The sequence below is a fragment of the Methylobacterium sp. TK31 genome, assembly GCF_055361545.1.
In genome coordinates this window covers 3,362,660-3,377,686 of record NZ_CM143964.1, presented here as the reverse complement: position 1 = coordinate 3,377,686, position 15,027 = coordinate 3,362,660, and the positions used below count along the sequence as shown (strand labels likewise).

Here is a 15,027-nt window from a genome sequence, read left to right as displayed (position 1 = left end):
AATTCCGATTTCCCGGCGACCAGGACGGGCCTGCGCGCGGCCCCACGGGCGAAAGACCGACGATGACCCAGCCGACCTTCGAACTCACCCTGGAGCGCATCGCGCTGATTCGCCGGATGGTGGTGGCCTGGAATCCCGAAGGTGTCGGCGCGCCCATCGTCCATCCCGATGCGCCCTACGGCAGCACCGACCGCGACGGCGACATCTTCAACGTCACCGGCGACGACGACGGGGCCGACGAGGAGCACCGGGCTCTGGGCGAGGCGCTTGCGGTGTTCACCGCCAACGCCGTTCTGAAGCCGGGGCGCTACGCCTACCACAACACCCTGGCCAAGCTCGCCTCCGACGATGTCGGCGACGTCTTCCGCGACGAGGCTACCGACGAGACGCCCGAGCACGTCACCTTCGACGTCACGGCCGAGCAGGTCGCCCGCGTCCGGGCCCTGGCCATCCGCTGGGACGCCGCCCGCGACATACCGGCCGTGGACACGGACGCGCCCTACGGACCGGGCGCCGATCTGCCGGCCGAGCACCGCGAGATGCAGCCGGTGCTGCAGATCTTTCTCCGGTACGCCGATCTCGGGCCGGGCGACTTCACCCATACCGACGCCGGCTGGCGACCGGCCTGACGCGCGTCCCTCCGCGTCTGGAACGACGCAGGGGCGAACGGGTCGGCCCGCAGGAACGTTGCCGAGGTGGAACAAGCCGAGGACCATGACGGATGCTGCAACGCTGGCCGAGCCGGATCTGGATCGTCCGACACGGCGAGAGCGCAGGGAACGTCGCGCGCGACGCCGCTCATGAGGCCGGGCTCGAGCGCATCGACATCGCCGAGCGCGACGTCGACGTTCCCCTGAGTGATCGCGGCCGGCAGCAGGCCGAGGCGCTGGGGCGCTGGTTCGCCGAGATGCCGGAGGCCGAGCGCCCGAACGTGGTGCTGACTTCACCTTATCGCCGGGCCCAGCAGACCGTCTCGGGCATCCGGCAGGCCGGGGGCGTCGCATCGAATGCGCCCGAGGACTACGTCGACGAGCGTTTGCGCGAGAAGGAGCTCGGCCTCCTCGACCGCCTGACCCGGTCGGGCATCGAGGCGCTTCACCCGGACCAGGCCGAATTGCGGGCCCGCCTCGGGAAGTTCTATTACCGGCCGACCTGCGGCGAGAGTTGGTGCGACGTTATCCTACGCCTGCGCAGCGCGATGGACACCGTCTCGCTGCACCACGGCGAGAAGCGCGTCCTGATCGTCGCCCATCAGGTGGTGGTGCTCTGCCTGCGCTACCTCATCGAGAACCTCAGCGAGGCCGAGATCCTCGGCATCGATGCCGAGGGCGACGTCCTGAACTGCTCGGTCACCGAGTATGCGTTCCGGGCGGAGGCGGGGTCCACGGGGCATCTCCACCTCGCGCGCTACAACTTCGTCGCTCCGATGCAGCGGGCGGGGGCCCCCGTCACCGCCGAACCCTCGCTGACGGGAGACGTGCGATGAACGGGATCAAACTCGACGCGGCGTGCCTGCGGGCGCGCCCGCTCCCGACCCCGGAGGCCGGCAGCAAGGACGACCGCGGCAGCGTCCTCGTCCTCGGCGGCTGTGCGGCGGTGCCGGGCGCCGTCTTCCTCGCCGGCGTTGCGGCCCTGCGAGCCGGTGCCGGGAAGCTCAAGATCGCTTCCGTCCAGTCCGTTGCGGTGGCGATGGCCCTGGCCGTGCCGGAGGCCATGGTGATCGGCCTTCCCGAGACCGATGCGGGCGAGATCGAGGCCGAGGCGGCGGCTTCCCGCATCGCCGAGGCGGCCCGGCGCTGCGATGCGGTGCTGCTCGGACCCGGCATGAACACCTGCGACATCACCACGGCGCTGGTCCGCAGGCTCCTCGCCGAGCGGGAAGAGCATGCCTACGTCCTCGATGCCGGCGCGATCTGTGGCCTCGCTGCCCACGCGGAGACCGTCCGTGCCCTCGCGTCGCCTCCGGTGCTGACGCCGCATGCCGGCGAGATGGCGCAGCTCCTCGATTGGGAGCGCGAGGCGGTCGAGGCCGAGCCGCTGAAGGCGGGGCAGCGTGCCGCCGAGATGCTGCGGGCCGTGGTGATCATGAAGGGGGCCGAAAGCTGGGTCGTCGCTCCCGACGGCACGCACTGGCACTACGACGGCGGCGGCGTCGGCCTCGCCACCTCCGGCTCGGGGGATGCCCTCGCGGGCCTCGTCACCGGCATCCTCGCCCGGGGCGCCGATCCGGTGACGGCCGCCCTCTGGGGCGTCTACCTCCACGGCGAAGCGGGCGCCCGGCTCGCGCGATCGATCGGGCCCGTAGGATTTCTCGCCCGGGAGATTTCAGGCGAGGTTCCGCGGATCCTGCGGGAGTTCTCAGCCAGCCCGGCCGGGTAGCCGACCCCCCCCCCCCCCCCCCCACCCCCCCCCCCCGGGGGGGGGAGGGGATCGCGTCGACCCGGCCTCGCCCTCAGGCGCCGAGCTTCTTCTTGCGCTGGGCCAGGGTGCGCAGGCGCAGGGCGTTCAGCTTGATGAAGCCGGCCGCGTCGCGGTGGTCGTAGGCGACCGCGCCCTCCTCGAAGGTCACGAGGTCCTGGTCGTAGAGCGAATTCGGGCTGGTGCGGCCGATGACGTGGACGCCACCCTTGTAGAGCTTCAGCCGAACCTCGCCGGTGACCATCTCCTGGCTCTTGTCGATCAGGGCCTGCAGCATCTCACGCTCGGGCGAGAACCAGAAGCCGTTGTAGATCAGCTCCGCATATTGCGGCATCAGCTGATCCTTAAGGTGCGCGGCCCCCCGGTCGAGCGTAATCGATTCGATGGCGCGGTGAGCGGGCAGCAGGATCGTGCCGCCGGGCGTCTCGTACATGCCGCGGCTCTTCATGCCGACGAAGCGGTTCTCCACCAGGTCGAGGCGGCCGATGCCGTTGTCGTGGCCGAGCTGGTTGAGCTTGGCGAGGAGGCTCGCCGGGGACAGGCGCTCGCCGTCGATCGAGACCGCGTCGCCCTTCTCGAAGCCGATGGTGATCACGGTCGGCGTGTCGGGCGCCTCTTCCGGCGAGCGGGTGCGCGAGTAGACGTAGTCCGGCACCTCGTCGGCGGGGTCCTCCAGCACCTTTCCTTCCGAGGAGGCGTGCAGGAGGTTGGCGTCCACGGAGAACGGGCTCTCGCCACGCTTGTCCTTCGAGATCGGGATCTGGTGCTGCTCGGCGAAGGCGATCAGCTGCTCGCGGCTCTTCAGGTCCCACTCGCGCCAGGGGGCGATGACCGTGACGTCCGGCTTCAGGGCGTAGTAGCCGAGCTCGAACCGGACCTGGTCGTTGCCCTTGCCGGTGGCGCCGTGACAGACGGCGTCGGCCCCGAGTTTCTCGGCGATCTCGATCTGTTTCTTGGCGATCAGCGGCCGGGCGATGGAGGTGCCGAGGAGGTAGACGCCCTCGTAGACGGCGTTGGCGCGGAACATCGGGAACACGTAGTCCCGCACGAATTCCTCGCGCAGGTCCTCGATGAAGATGTTCTCGGGCTTGATGCCGAGCAGTTCGGCCTTCCTGCGCGCCGGCTCTAGCTCCTCGCCCTGGCCGAGATCGGCCGTGAAGGTGATGACCTCGCAGCCATAGGTGGTCTGCAGCCACTTCAGGATGATCGAGGTGTCGAGGCCGCCGGAATAGGCGAGCACGACCTTGTTGACGGGCTTCGGGTTCGCGTCGGTCATGGGCTCGCTTCCGGTTCGGGCTTCGTGCGCGTCGGCGTCGTCAGATTGCGGCGGCTTATCAGCGGAGCGCGGGGCCGTGCAACCGCCATGCCGCCGGATGCGTTCGCTCAGCGTAGCCGTGGTCGTGAAGTGCCTTGTCGCCGGCCCCGCGGCGGGTGACACTCGCCACCATCCTCGATCCCGGAGATTCGACGCATGCCGCGCAGGCCGACCCTCGAATTCTGGTACGAGTTCGCATCGACCTATTCCTACCTTTCGGCGATGCGGATCGAGGCCCTGGCGGCGGCGGCCGGCGTCGAGATCCGCTGGCGCCCCTTCCTCGTCGGGCCGATCTTCGCCGCGCAGGGCTGGAACTCCTCGCCGTTCAACCTCTACGCCGCCAAGGGCCGTCACATGTGGCGCGATGTCGAGCGCGAGGCCGCCCGCCTCGGGCTGCCGCCGCTGACACGCCCCGATCCCTTCCCGCAGAACAGCCTCAGCGCCACCCGCGCGGCGACCTACGGCATGGACCACGACTGGCTCGTGCCGTTCTCGAAGGCCGTCTACGAGGCGGAGTTCGCCCGCGGCCAGTCGATCGCCGAGCCGCCGGCCGTGGTGTCGGTCCTCAACGGCCTCGGCCTCGACGGCACGATCATCCTGAAGCAGGCGGCGGCCGAGACCAACAAGGGTCGCCTGCGCGTCAACGGGGAGGAGGCGCGCTCGCGCGGCATCTTCGGGGCGCCGACTTTCCTCGCCGACGACGGCGAGCTGTTCTGGGGTAACGACCGCCTGGAGCAGGCCCTCGCCTGGGCGGTGGGCGACCGGCCCGGCGCGATGCGCTGAGGCGCAACCCTGGCGGCCCGGGCCGGGCGGGTCTAGAAGCCGGGCCGTTCCGACGCTTGCCGTCTTCACGCTTCCAGGGCCACCCCATGAGCTTCGCGTTACCGGGCCTCGACCGCCGACGCTTCCTCTTCGCCTCCGCCGGGCTCGGCGCCGGCCTCGGGACTGTCGGGGCTGCCCTCGCTCAGGGCTACGGCCAGGCCTTCAGGGTGGACAACGACGACGGCCGCCCCGTCGCCAACATGCGTCTGCCCGGCGAGATCGTCGGCGAGATCCCGGCCCTTCGGGGCGTGACCTATGTCGGCCCGGCCGAGGCCGAGACGACCCTGTACGAGTTCTTCGACTACAACTGTCCGTATTGCCGGAAGGCCGCGGCCGACATGGTCTCGCTCAGCGAGAGCGATCCGTCGCTACGAATCGGCCTGATCAACAACCCGATCCTGGCCGTGCAGTCGGCCCAGGCCGCCAAGGTCGCCCTGGCGATCCAGCGCCGGCTCGGCTCGGCCGCGGCCTGGAGCCTGTACCGGACCCTGCTCGCCAAGCCCGGCAAGATCGACGGGGTCGATGCCCTCCAGGCCGCGGCGAAGCTCGGCGTGCCGGCGGCCGAGATCGAGAGCATCGCCGACAGCGAGGAGGTCCGCCTCGCCCTCAAGGCGCAGATGCGCATGGCCGCCGATCTCGGCCTCAGCGCGACCCCCTCCTACGTTCTCGGCAATACCGGTCTCCTCGGTCATCCCGGACCGAAGGCGCTCGCCCGCATGGTCGCCGCCACGCGCCGCTGCGACCGGATCGCCTGCTGAGGCCGTGGCCTCACCTTCGCCACCGTTTGCCCGCATCGGAACCCGGTTCGGCATCTCGCGTTGCACAATGCTTCGGCGCAGGTGCCCTCGTCTTGCGCCCCTCGGACACGCATGCTAGGCCCTCGCCGCGCCGGAAGGGCGGGCTTTTCATGGCCCGCGCAGACCGGCACGTTCCCAATCCTGACGGTTTCGTAAGCCCGCGCCGAACACGGTGCGACACGGCCGGAGCCCTCAGGCAGGATTGAAGAGAGAGCGGCGCGTGGCGCAGAACGGTTCCGAGGCGGGTTCCCCGGTTGCAGGCGTGGCGGCGCGTTACGCGTCGGCCTTGTTCGAACTGGCACGTGACGAGCGCGACGTCGATGGCGTCGCGGCGAGCCTCGACCAGTTCGACGCGATGCTCAAGGACAGCGCGGATCTGCGTCGCTTCGTGCGCAGCCCGGTCTTCTCGGGCGCCGAGCAGGAGGCCGCCATCGTGGCCCTCCTGGAGAAGGCCGGCATCGGCGGCCTCGGCGGCAATTTCATCCGCCTCGCGGCCGCCAACCGCCGCCTGTTCGCGCTCCCCGACATGATCCGCGGCTTCCGCACCCTGGTGCGCGAGTCGAAGGGGATCGTACGCGCCGAGGTGACCGTCGCCGAGCGTCCCTCGGAGGCTGTCATCGAAGAGATCAAGGCCTCCCTGCGCGATGTGGCGCGCTCGGAGATCGACCTCGACCTCCGGATCGACCCCAGCCTGATCGGTGGCCTCGTCGTCAAGATCGGAAGCCGCATGGTCGACGCCTCCCTGCGCACCAAGCTCAACGGCATTCGCCTCGCGATGCGGGAAGCCCGGTAAGGGCCTGTTCCAGGCCCGACCGCTCCCCGTTCCCAACCCCATTCAATCATTCCAAGACAAGAGGCCCGACGATGGACATCCGCGCCGCCGAGATCTCCGCGATCCTGAAGGATCAGATCAAGAACTTCGGCCAGGAAGCCGAAGTCACCGAGGTCGGTCAGGTCCTGTCCGTGGGTGACGGCATCGCCCGCGCCTACGGCCTCGACAGCGTCCAGGCCGGCGAGATGGTCGAGTTCGAGTCGGGCGTGCGCGGCATGGCCCTCAACCTCGAGCAGGACAACGTCGGCATCGTGATCTTCGGGTCCGACCGCGACATCAAGGAAGGCCAGACCGTCAAGCGCACCGGCGCCATCGTGGACGTTCCGGTCGGCAAGGCCCTGCTCGGCCGCGTCGTCGACGCCCTGGGCAACCCGATCGACGGCAAGGGCCCCATCGCCACCACCGAGCGCCGCCGCGTCGACGTGAAGGCCCCGGGCATCATCCCGCGCAAGTCGGTGCACGAGCCGATGGCCACCGGCCTCAAGGCCATCGACGCCCTGATCCCCGTCGGCCGCGGCCAGCGTGAGCTCATCATCGGCGATCGCCAGACCGGCAAGACCGCCATTGCCCTCGACACGATCCTGAACCAGAAGCCGGCCCATGCCGGCACCGACGAGAACGCCAAGCTCTACTGCGTCTACGTCGCCATCGGTCAGAAGCGCTCCACCGTCGCCCAGTTCGTGAAGTCCCTCGAGGACAACGGCGCGCTCGAGTACTCGATCGTCATCGCTGCCACGGCGTCTGATGCCGCGCCAATGCAGTTCATCGCGCCCTTCGCCGGCTGCGCCATGGGTGAGTACTTCCGCGACAACGGCATGCACGCCGTGATCGTGTACGACGATCTCTCCAAGCAGGCCGTGGCCTACCGCCAGATGTCACTGCTGCTGCGTCGCCCGCCGGGCCGCGAGGCCTATCCGGGCGACGTGTTCTACCTGCACTCGCGCCTGCTCGAGCGCGCCGCCAAGATGGGCGACGCCGCCGGCAACGGCTCGCTGACCGCGCTGCCGGTCATCGAGACCCAGGCCAACGACGTCTCGGCCTACATCCCTACCAACGTGATCTCGATCACCGACGGCCAGATCTTCCTCGAGACCGACCTGTTCTACCAGGGCATCCGCCCGGCGGTGAACGTCGGCCTCTCGGTCTCCCGGGTGGGCTCTTCGGCCCAGACGAAGGCGATGAAGAAGGTCGCCGGCAAGATCAAGGGCGAGCTTGCGCAGTACCGCGAGATGGCCGCCTTCGCGCAGTTCGGCTCCGATCTCGACGCTTCGACTCAGAAGCTCCTGAACCGCGGTTCGCGCCTGACCGAGCTCCTGAAGCAGCCGCAGTTCTCGCCGCTGAAGATGGAAGAGCAGGTCGCGGTGATCTATGCCGGCGTGAACGGCTACCTCGACACGCTGCCGCTGAACAAGGTCCGCCCGTTCGAGGACGCCCTGCTCTCGGCCCTGCGCACCAAGCACGCCGACCTGCTCACCAAGATCCGCGACTCGAAGGACCTGTCCGACGACAGCGCCAAGACGCTGAAGGGCGTCGTCGAGAGCGTCGCCAAGTCTCTGGCGTAAGGCATCGACGGCACAACCGGCTGCCCGCGGGTAGCCGGACCTCAATAAGAGCAGGCGCCCGGATCGTCCGGGCGCCTCGCCTTGAGCGGCAGCGGATGGATCTGGAAGTCACCCCATGGCGAGTTTGAAGGATCTGCGGAACCGCATCACCTCGGTGAAGGGCACGCAGAAGATCACCAAGGCGATGCAGATGGTCGCCGCCGCCAAGCTGCGGCGCGCCCAGATGGCCGCCGAAAGCGCGCGTCCCTACGCCGAGAAGATGTCCCAGGTGCTCGGCAACCTCGCAGCCAACCTCGTCGGCGGCGTGCAGGGTCCCCGGCTCCTCTCCGGAACCGGCTCCGAGAAGACCCACCTGCTCATCGTCTGCACCGCCGATCGCGGCCTGTGCGGCGGCTTCAACTCGTCGATCGCACGCCTCGCCCGCGAGCATGCCCGCAAGCTGACGGCCGAGGGCAAGACGGTGAAGATGATCACTGTCGGCAAGAAGGGCTACGACCTGCTCCGTCGCCAGTTCCGCGACGAGATCATCGAGAACCGCGACCTGCGCGGCAACAAGGCGGTCGATTACGAGTTCGCCGCCGAGATCGCCGACAGCATCATCGCCCGCTTCGACGCCGGCGAGTTCGATGTCGCGACCCTGTTCTACTCGCGCTTCCGCTCCGTCATCTCTCAGATCCCGACGGCGCAGAAGCTCATCCCGGCCGAGCTGCCCGAGACCGGCGCCACGGCCCCCGATGCCGCCCTCCAGTTCGAGCCGAGCGAGGAGGCGATCCTCGACACGCTGCTCCCGCGCAACCTCACCGTTCAGGTGTTCCGTGCGCTTCTGGAGAACGCCGCCTCCGAGCAGGGCGCCCGCACCGGCGCCATGGACTCCGCCACGCGCAACGCGGGCGAGATGATCAAGAAGCAGACGCAGATCTACAACCGGACGCGTCAGGCCATGATCACCAAGGAACTCATCGAGATCATCTCGGGCGCCGAAGCGCTCTGAGCGCACCCGACGCCCTGACCGCAACGTATCCAAAGGACCCGTAACATGGCGAACACCGCTCTCCCCGGCGCCGGCTCGAACAAGGTCGGCAAGATCACCCAGGTCATCGGCCCCGTGGTCGACGTGCACTTCGACGGCCACCTGCCCGAGATCCTGAACGCCCTGGAGACCAAGAACAACGGCAGCCGCCTCGTTCTCGAAGTCGCCATGCAGCTCGGTGAGAGCACCGTGCGCTGCATCGCCATGGACACCTCGGAAGGCCTGGTCCGCGGCCAGGAAGTCACCGATACCGGCGAGGCCATCAAGGTCCCGGTCGGCTTCAACACCCTCGGCCGCATCATGAACGTCATCGGCGAGCCGATCGACGAGGCCGGCCCGATCCAGTCCGACACCCTGCGCGCCATCCACCAGCCGGCGCCCGCCTATTCCGAGCAGTCCACCGAGTCGCAGATCCTCGTCACCGGCATCAAGGTGGTCGACCTCCTCGCCCCCTACGCCAAGGGCGGCAAGATCGGCCTGTTCGGCGGCGCCGGCGTCGGCAAGACTGTGCTGATCATGGAGCTCATCAACAACATCGCCAAGGTGCACTCCGGCTACTCGGTGTTCGCCGGCGTCGGCGAGCGCACCCGCGAGGGCAACGATCTCTACCACGAGATGATCGAGTCCAAGGTGAACATGGACCCCAAGGAGCACAACGGCTCCGCCGAGGGTTCGAAGTGCGCTCTGGTCTACGGCCAGATGAACGAGTCCCCCGGCGCCCGCTCGCGCGTCGCCCTCACCGGCCTGACCATCGCCGAGGATTTCCGCGACCAGGGCCAGGACGTGCTGTTCTTCGTGGACAACATCTTCCGCTTCACCCAGGCCGGTTCGGAAGTGTCGGCGCTTCTCGGCCGCATTCCGTCCGCGGTGGGCTACCAGCCGACGCTGGCTACCGATATGGGCGCCCTGCAGGAGCGCATCACCACCACCACCAAGGGCTCGATCACCTCGGTGCAGGCCATCTACGTGCCGGCCGACGATCTGACCGACCCGGCGCCCGCCGCCTCGTTCGCCCACCTCGACGCCACGACCGTGCTGTCGCGCTCGATCGCCGAGAAGGGTATCTACCCGGCCGTGGATCCGCTGGACTCCACCTCGCGCATGCTCAACCCCGCCGTCCTCGGCGAGGAGCACTACGAGGTCGCCCGTAAGGTCCAGCAGACGCTGCAGCGCTACAAGGCCCTGCAGGACATCATCGCGATCCTGGGCATGGACGAGCTCTCGGAAGAGGACAAGCTCACCGTCGCCCGCGCCCGTAAGATCGAGCGCTTCTTCTCGCAGCCGTTCTCGGTGGCCGAGATCTTTACCGGCTCGCCGGGCATCCAGGTCCCGCTGGCCGACACGATCAAGGGCTTTAAGGGCCTCGTGAACGGCGAGTACGACGACCTGCCGGAGGCGGCGTTCTACATGGTCGGCACGATCGAGGACGCCAAGGAGAAGGCGAAGAAGATCGCCGCGGCGGCTTGAGGTCTTGAACGCGAAGGTCGTTCTCCTCCTCGTCGGTCTCGTGGTCGGCGGCCTTGCCGGGTATCTCACCCGGCCCGAGGCCGCCGAGATCAAGATCGGCTCGTTCAGCCTGGAGGTTCAGGGAGATTCGCCGGCGGGAACCCGCGGCGGCTCCCTGACCACGGGCCAGATGCAGCATATCGGCATCTTCGCCGTCATCGGCGCGGTGCTGGGCCTCGGGATCGGCTTCGTCGCCGATCGCCGCCGGGCCTGACGACGAACATGACGGCGCGCGCCTTCCGGGCCCGGCGCGCCGTCACCCCGTACAGACACCCCGAGCCGGGATCCTCGACCTCATGGCCACCTTCCAGTTCGATTTCGTCGGCCCCGAGCGGACGCTGTATTCCGGTCAGATCGAGGCCGTGCAGCTGCCCGGCATCGAGGGCGAGATGACCGTTCTCCCCGGCCACGCCCCCGTGCTCACGGCCCTCAAGGTCGGCGTCATCGTGATCAACGAGGCCGGTCATACCGGCAAGCGCGTCCTGGTCCGCGGCGGCTTCGCCGATATCGGCCCGACCTCCGTGACCGTGATCGCCGAGCGTGCGAACCCCTTCGAGGAGATCTCGCCGGAATCCCTCGACCGCGACATCGAGGCCGTCGAGATGCTGCGCGACGCCACCGAGGATTTCGCCAAGAAGGACGAGCTCACGGGCCAGATCGTCCAGCTCCGCGACGCGAAGGTCGCGCTCAACTTCTGAACTGGTCGACGTTGGGACCCTAAGCGGTCGCGCGCTCGAGCAGGGTCTCGCGTGCGGCCGAATCCTCCGGGCAGCCGAGATCTAGCCACAGGGCCCGCGCTCGGGCGAGCCGGCTGCCGATCTCGGGGCCGGGTCGAACACCCCGCGCCACCATGTCGGCGCCCGCGAGGGGAAACTTCGGCGGCGTCACCCGGCCGCTCACGAGATCGTCGAGATAGGTCCCGGCCTCCGGTGTGACGACCGGATTTGGGTCTCCCCGGGTCACCGCGTATGCCAGTCCGAGGGCGGCGCGATCGTAGTTGGCCGCCAACCGGCGCATCTCGGTGGCGTCGATCGTGGACCGTCCGTGCAGGGCTCCGAGAGCCCGCCCATAGGCCGCCAGCGCCGCGTGTTCGGCCTTCGAGAGCCGGAGGCCGGCCTCCAGACGCCCGGCATCGACGTCGGACCACACCGCCAGCGCGGCCAGGCGCTCGACCGTCGACGTTCCGGTGCCCTGGGCGACGACGCGGATGAAGCGGCCGCGATCGCCGAGGCCGCCGATCAGCCGCATCAGCAGCCCGGTCTCGCTCAAGGTCTCGACGGCAGCGGGCGCGCCCGGGGCCGACAGCAGCTTCAGGAATTCCGTTCGGATGCGCTCGCACGACAGGCCGTCCAGGGCGTCCCGAGCAGCGATGCAGGCCGACAGGCCCTCCGGGTCGGGAGGCCCGGCCCCGTAGCGGGCGTGAAACCGGAAGAACCGCAGGATGCGCAGGGCGTCCTCGCGAATACGCGTCCGGGCCTCGCCGATGAAGCGCACCCGGCCGGCCTTCAGGTCCTCGATTCCGCCGGTGGTGTCGTGGAGCGTGCCGTCGGATGCGAGCGAGAGCGCGTTCATGGTGAAGTCCCGGCGCTGCGCGTCGAGGGCGAAGTCGCGGCCGAACCGCACGACGGCATGGCGGCCGTCGGTCTCGACATCCTCCCGCAGGGTCGTGACCTCGAAGGTGGCCTCGCCCGCGAGCAGCGTGACGGTGCCGTGCTCGATCCCCGTCGGGACGGCGCGCAGGCCGGCTGCCTCGGCCCGGGCAATCACCGTGTCGGGCAGCAAAGTCGTGGCCAGGTCGATGTCGTCGCCGGCACGTCCGAGCAGGGCGTCGCGCACGCAGCCGCCCACGAGGCGGGTCGCCTCGCCCTCGGATGCCAGGGCGGCGAGCACGCGTCGGACCCCTGGCCGGTCGAGGAGACGGGCGAGGCCGGCCTCGTCGAGATCGTGCCCGCTCACTGGAATCGCCCGGGCACGACTTGCCCGTTCTCCAGGTGAGGCGGCACGTAGCCGCCGCGATGACGTTCGCTGAAGAGTCCCGTCGCCACCAGGGACAGGATGACTAGGACGAGGCCCGCAAGGGTCAGGCGGAAGGCCTGCCCGTCCCAGTGCGCGCGCTGGTCGGGCCGGTGCCCGCGGATCGCGAGGTAGACCGCGAAGAGCAGGAACGGGGAGAGGAAGATCAGGAGTTCTTCGAGGACGCGGCGGATCATGTCTGGCTCGGGCGACGGGGGGACGGGCGCGGCGTCACGGGTAGAGGCGCTCCTGCAAATTGTTGACGATCCCGGCCGTGACGCCCCAGATTCGGAACTCGCCGTAGGTGATGGCGTAGTAGCGCCGCTGCCGGCCGCGCCAGACTGCGCTCTCGATACGGCGCTGGCCCGGGTCGAGGAGGTGGCTCAGGGGCACCTCGAAGGTCGCGGCAACCTCGTCCGGATTGAGGGTCAGACCGGCCTCCGGATCGACGAGGCCGAGGACGGGCAGGACCAGGAAGCCGGTGGCCGAGAGATAGGGGTCGAGGTAGCCGAGGACGCGGATCGCCTCGGCCGGGAGTCCGACCTCCTCCCGAGCCTCGCGCAGGGCGGCCTCGGCCGGGCTCGGATCGTCCGGGTCGATCTTGCCACCCGGGAACGCGATCTGCCCCGAATGGTCGCGCAGATGCGCGGCCCGGACGGTGAACAGCACGCGAGGGCCGTCCGCCCGGGGCAGCACCGGCACCAGCACCGCCGCACGCCGGTGCGGACGCTCCGGCACCACCGCCGCCTCGGCCCCGTCGAGATCGTGGTCGCCCCGCGGGTTTGCCGTCGGGGCGCCGTCGCCCGGCGGCTCCGCGGACAGGTACTCGGCGGCCCGGGCGACGAGGTCCGCCAGCGCATCGGCCTGCCTCATGCGCTCTCGGCGGGCGCGATGCGGTGGAAGGTGCCGCCGGCCATGACGCCGAGCCAGCCGTCCCGCTCCTCTACCAGGGCGAGAAGATCGTAGGTCAGCGCCCGGGTCAGCAGGGCCCAGAGGTCGCGGCGGACGTGGACGTAGGGGCGCAGGCCGCCCCCCGCATCCTGCTCGAAGCGCAGGGCATGGTCGGCATCGACCGCGACGAGGTCGTCCACGCTGGTGCGGAAGGCGATCCGCCGGCCCGGCCCGTCGCCTTCGACCGCCATTTCCACGGCCACGAAGGGCGCATCCTCCACCGTGATGCCGACGCTCTCCACGGGAGTGACGAGAACGTAGCCGCCGTCGGGCTCGCGCCGGAGGATCGAGGCGAACAGCTTGACCAGGGCCGGGCGGCGGATCGGCGTGCCGTCGTGGTGCCAGGTCCCGTCGGCGGCGATCCGCATGTCGATCGCCCCGCAGAAGGGCGGGTTCCAGCGCTCCACCGGCGGCGGGCCGCGGCGGGCCGCATCGCCGAGGGCGGCGCTGAGGCGGTCGATCGTCGGATCGGCGACGGGCGGAGTCGTGTCGGTCATGTCATCACAAGATAGCGCATCCGGGCGACGGGGGAACGGCGGCGCGACGTCCTCTCCCCTCCATCCTGGCGCATGCGGGCAGGTCCGAACCCTGCGTCGTCGCGCCGACCTTGCCAGCGTGCCGCAAAGGGCGCCACACTCCCGGCCAGACGGCCGACGCCAGGCCCGCCCCTCGATGGCGCATTCCCGCCGCGCGCGGCCCTCGACGGCCGACGCGGAAGAAGCCAGGACCGACACGCATGATTCAGGGCTCCCAGCCGGCCACCACCCTCGATGACGGCATCGTCGCCACGGCCGAAGCCTGTCTCGGTTCGGTGGGTCAGGCCCGCGAGGCGATCCACAAGGTCATCTTCGGCCAAGAGCAGGTGGTCGACCTCGCGCTGGTGACGATCCTGGCCGGCGGCCACGGACTTCTCGTCGGCCTGCCGGGCCTCGCCAAGACCAAGCTCGTCGAGACCCTCGGCACCGTCCTCGGCCTCGATGCCCGCCGCGTTCAGTTCACGCCGGACCTGATGCCGTCGGACATCCTCGGCACCGAGATCCTCGACGAGGATGCCGACCGGCACCGCTCGTTCCGTTTCGTGAAGGGCCCGGTCTTCACCCAGCTCCTGATGGCCGACGAGATCAACCGCGCGAGCCCGCGCACGCAGTCGGCCCTGCTGCAGGCGATGCAGGAGCACTTCGTCTCGGTGGCCGGCGAGCGGCACGATCTGCCGCGCCCCTTCCACGTGCTGGCAACCCAGAACCCGATCGAGCAGGAGGGCACCTATCTGCTGCCCGAGGCCCAACTCGACCGCTTCCTCCTGGAGATCGACGTCGGCTATCCCGATCGGGCCGCCGAGCGCCGCATCCTGATCGAGACCACAGGCATCGACGAGCACAAGCCGCAGGCGGTGATGTCCACCGAGGCACTGCTCACGGCCCAGCGCCTCGTGCGCCGCCTGCCCGTCGGGGACGCGGTGGTCGATGCCATCCTGGACCTCGTGCGGTCCGCGCGCCCCGAGGGCGGCGATCCGGCGCTCAAGGGCAAGCTCCTCTGGGGGCCGGGCCCCCGCGCCAGCCAGGCGCTCACCCTGGCGGTGCGTGCCCGCGCCCTGATCGAGGGCCGCGTCGCCCCGTCCATCGCCGATGTGAAGGCCCTGGCCGAGCCGGTGCTCAAGCACCGCATGGCGCTGAGCTTCGCGGCGCGCGCGGACGGCGAGACCATCCCGGGCCTCATCGCCCAGCTCGCCGGCAAGCTCTAGGGCATGGCGATCCCCCGGCCCGGCGGCGGCGCCACCCAGG

The 15,027-nt window shown here is 69.7% G+C and carries 17 protein-coding genes; 12 read left to right on the top strand and 5 right to left on the bottom strand.

Going from position 1 to position 15,027, the window contains the following annotated elements; translation table 11 throughout:
- Positions 1 to 62 precede the first annotated feature (62 nt).
- From ACXJY8_RS15685 to ACXJY8_RS15675, 3 genes are all read left to right on the top strand, one after another.
- Positions 63 to 629: a hypothetical protein gene (locus ACXJY8_RS15685; protein ID WP_463770442.1), complete on the top strand. Its 567-nt coding sequence runs from the start codon at positions 63 to 65 to the stop codon at positions 627 to 629.
- A gap of 92 nt (positions 630 to 721) precedes the next feature.
- Entirely contained in the window at positions 722 to 1,486 is a 765-nt protein-coding gene (locus tag ACXJY8_RS15680; RefSeq protein ID WP_463770440.1) for a histidine phosphatase family protein, read from the top strand.
- Positions 1,483 to 2,379, top strand: coding sequence for an NAD(P)H-hydrate dehydratase (locus ACXJY8_RS15675; RefSeq protein WP_463770438.1), 897 nt, complete (start codon positions 1,483 to 1,485; stop codon positions 2,377 to 2,379). The genes ACXJY8_RS15680 and ACXJY8_RS15675 overlap by 4 nt, the downstream gene beginning before the upstream one ends.
- A 73-nt stretch (positions 2,380 to 2,452) precedes the next feature.
- Here ACXJY8_RS15675 and ACXJY8_RS15670 read toward each other — a convergent pair whose 3' ends face one another.
- Positions 2,453 to 3,694, bottom strand: a complete 1,242-nt coding sequence (locus ACXJY8_RS15670) for an argininosuccinate synthase (protein ID WP_463770436.1) — start codon at positions 3,692 to 3,694, stop codon at positions 2,453 to 2,455.
- 195 nt (positions 3,695 to 3,889) lie between these two features.
- Between ACXJY8_RS15670 and ACXJY8_RS15665 the strand changes: the two genes are divergently transcribed.
- The 8 genes from ACXJY8_RS15665 to atpC all read left to right on the top strand — a co-directional run bounded on the left by ACXJY8_RS15665 (position 3,890) and on the right by atpC (position 10,980).
- Positions 3,890 to 4,516 carry a 2-hydroxychromene-2-carboxylate isomerase gene (locus tag ACXJY8_RS15665; RefSeq protein WP_463770434.1) on the top strand — a complete coding sequence of 209 codons (627 nt, stop codon included), beginning with the start codon at positions 3,890 to 3,892 and terminating at the stop codon, positions 4,514 to 4,516.
- An 86-nt stretch (positions 4,517 to 4,602) separates the two neighbouring features.
- Positions 4,603 to 5,313 (top strand): DsbA family protein, encoded by a 711-nt coding sequence (locus ACXJY8_RS15660; RefSeq protein ID WP_463770432.1) that lies wholly within the window; start codon positions 4,603 to 4,605, stop codon positions 5,311 to 5,313.
- Positions 5,314 to 5,572: 259 nt separating this feature from the next.
- Positions 5,573 to 6,145 (top strand): F0F1 ATP synthase subunit delta, encoded by a 573-nt coding sequence (locus tag ACXJY8_RS15655; protein ID WP_463770430.1) that lies wholly within the window; start codon positions 5,573 to 5,575, stop codon positions 6,143 to 6,145.
- A gap of 71 nt (positions 6,146 to 6,216) precedes the next feature.
- Complete coding sequence (atpA, locus tag ACXJY8_RS15650; RefSeq protein WP_056179751.1) at positions 6,217 to 7,746, top strand: F0F1 ATP synthase subunit alpha; 1,530 nt, start codon at positions 6,217 to 6,219, stop codon at positions 7,744 to 7,746.
- 115 nt (positions 7,747 to 7,861) lie between these two features.
- Entirely contained in the window at positions 7,862 to 8,737 is an 876-nt protein-coding gene (locus ACXJY8_RS15645; RefSeq protein ID WP_463770428.1) for a F0F1 ATP synthase subunit gamma, read from the top strand.
- A 45-nt stretch (positions 8,738 to 8,782) separates the two neighbouring features.
- Positions 8,783 to 10,243 carry a F0F1 ATP synthase subunit beta gene (atpD, locus tag ACXJY8_RS15640; RefSeq protein ID WP_463770426.1) on the top strand — a complete coding sequence of 487 codons (1,461 nt, stop codon included), beginning with the start codon at positions 8,783 to 8,785 and terminating at the stop codon, positions 10,241 to 10,243.
- Between the two features lie 4 nt (positions 10,244 to 10,247).
- The gene (locus tag ACXJY8_RS15635) at positions 10,248 to 10,496 is read left to right on the top strand and encodes a hypothetical protein (protein WP_108039879.1); all 249 of its coding nucleotides are present in this window, start codon (positions 10,248 to 10,250) and stop codon (positions 10,494 to 10,496) included.
- Positions 10,497 to 10,578: 82 nt separating this feature from the next.
- Entirely contained in the window at positions 10,579 to 10,980 is a 402-nt protein-coding gene (gene atpC, locus ACXJY8_RS15630) for an ATP synthase F1 subunit epsilon (protein WP_056466941.1), read from the top strand.
- Positions 10,981 to 10,999: 19 nt separating this feature from the next.
- On the opposite strand, the gene ACXJY8_RS15625 is transcribed toward atpC, so the two are convergent.
- Genes ACXJY8_RS15625 through ACXJY8_RS15610 form a run of 4 tightly spaced genes read right to left on the bottom strand, consistent with a single transcriptional unit; the run spans position 11,000 to position 13,743 of the window.
- On the bottom strand, positions 11,000 to 12,238 hold the full coding sequence (locus ACXJY8_RS15625; RefSeq protein WP_463770423.1) for a CCA tRNA nucleotidyltransferase: 1,239 nt from the start codon (positions 12,236 to 12,238) through the stop codon (positions 11,000 to 11,002).
- Complete coding sequence (locus ACXJY8_RS15620; protein ID WP_463770421.1) at positions 12,235 to 12,492, bottom strand: DUF6111 family protein; 258 nt, start codon at positions 12,490 to 12,492, stop codon at positions 12,235 to 12,237. The genes ACXJY8_RS15625 and ACXJY8_RS15620 overlap by 4 nt, the downstream gene beginning before the upstream one ends.
- Positions 12,493 to 12,526: 34 nt before the next feature.
- Positions 12,527 to 13,168 carry a CoA pyrophosphatase gene (locus ACXJY8_RS15615; RefSeq protein WP_463770419.1) on the bottom strand — a complete coding sequence of 214 codons (642 nt, stop codon included), beginning with the start codon at positions 13,166 to 13,168 and terminating at the stop codon, positions 12,527 to 12,529.
- A complete protein-coding gene (locus tag ACXJY8_RS15610; protein ID WP_463770417.1) occupies positions 13,165 to 13,743 on the bottom strand; it encodes a DUF1285 domain-containing protein in 579 nt (192 codons plus the stop codon). Before ACXJY8_RS15610 ends, ACXJY8_RS15615 begins: the two co-directional genes overlap by 4 nt.
- Positions 13,744 to 13,982: 239 nt before the next feature.
- Here ACXJY8_RS15610 and ACXJY8_RS15605 point away from each other — a divergent pair, with 239 nt between their 5' ends.
- A complete protein-coding gene (locus ACXJY8_RS15605; protein ID WP_463770415.1) occupies positions 13,983 to 14,987 on the top strand; it encodes an AAA family ATPase in 1,005 nt (334 codons plus the stop codon).
- The last annotated feature ends 40 nt before the right edge of the window (positions 14,988 to 15,027 follow it).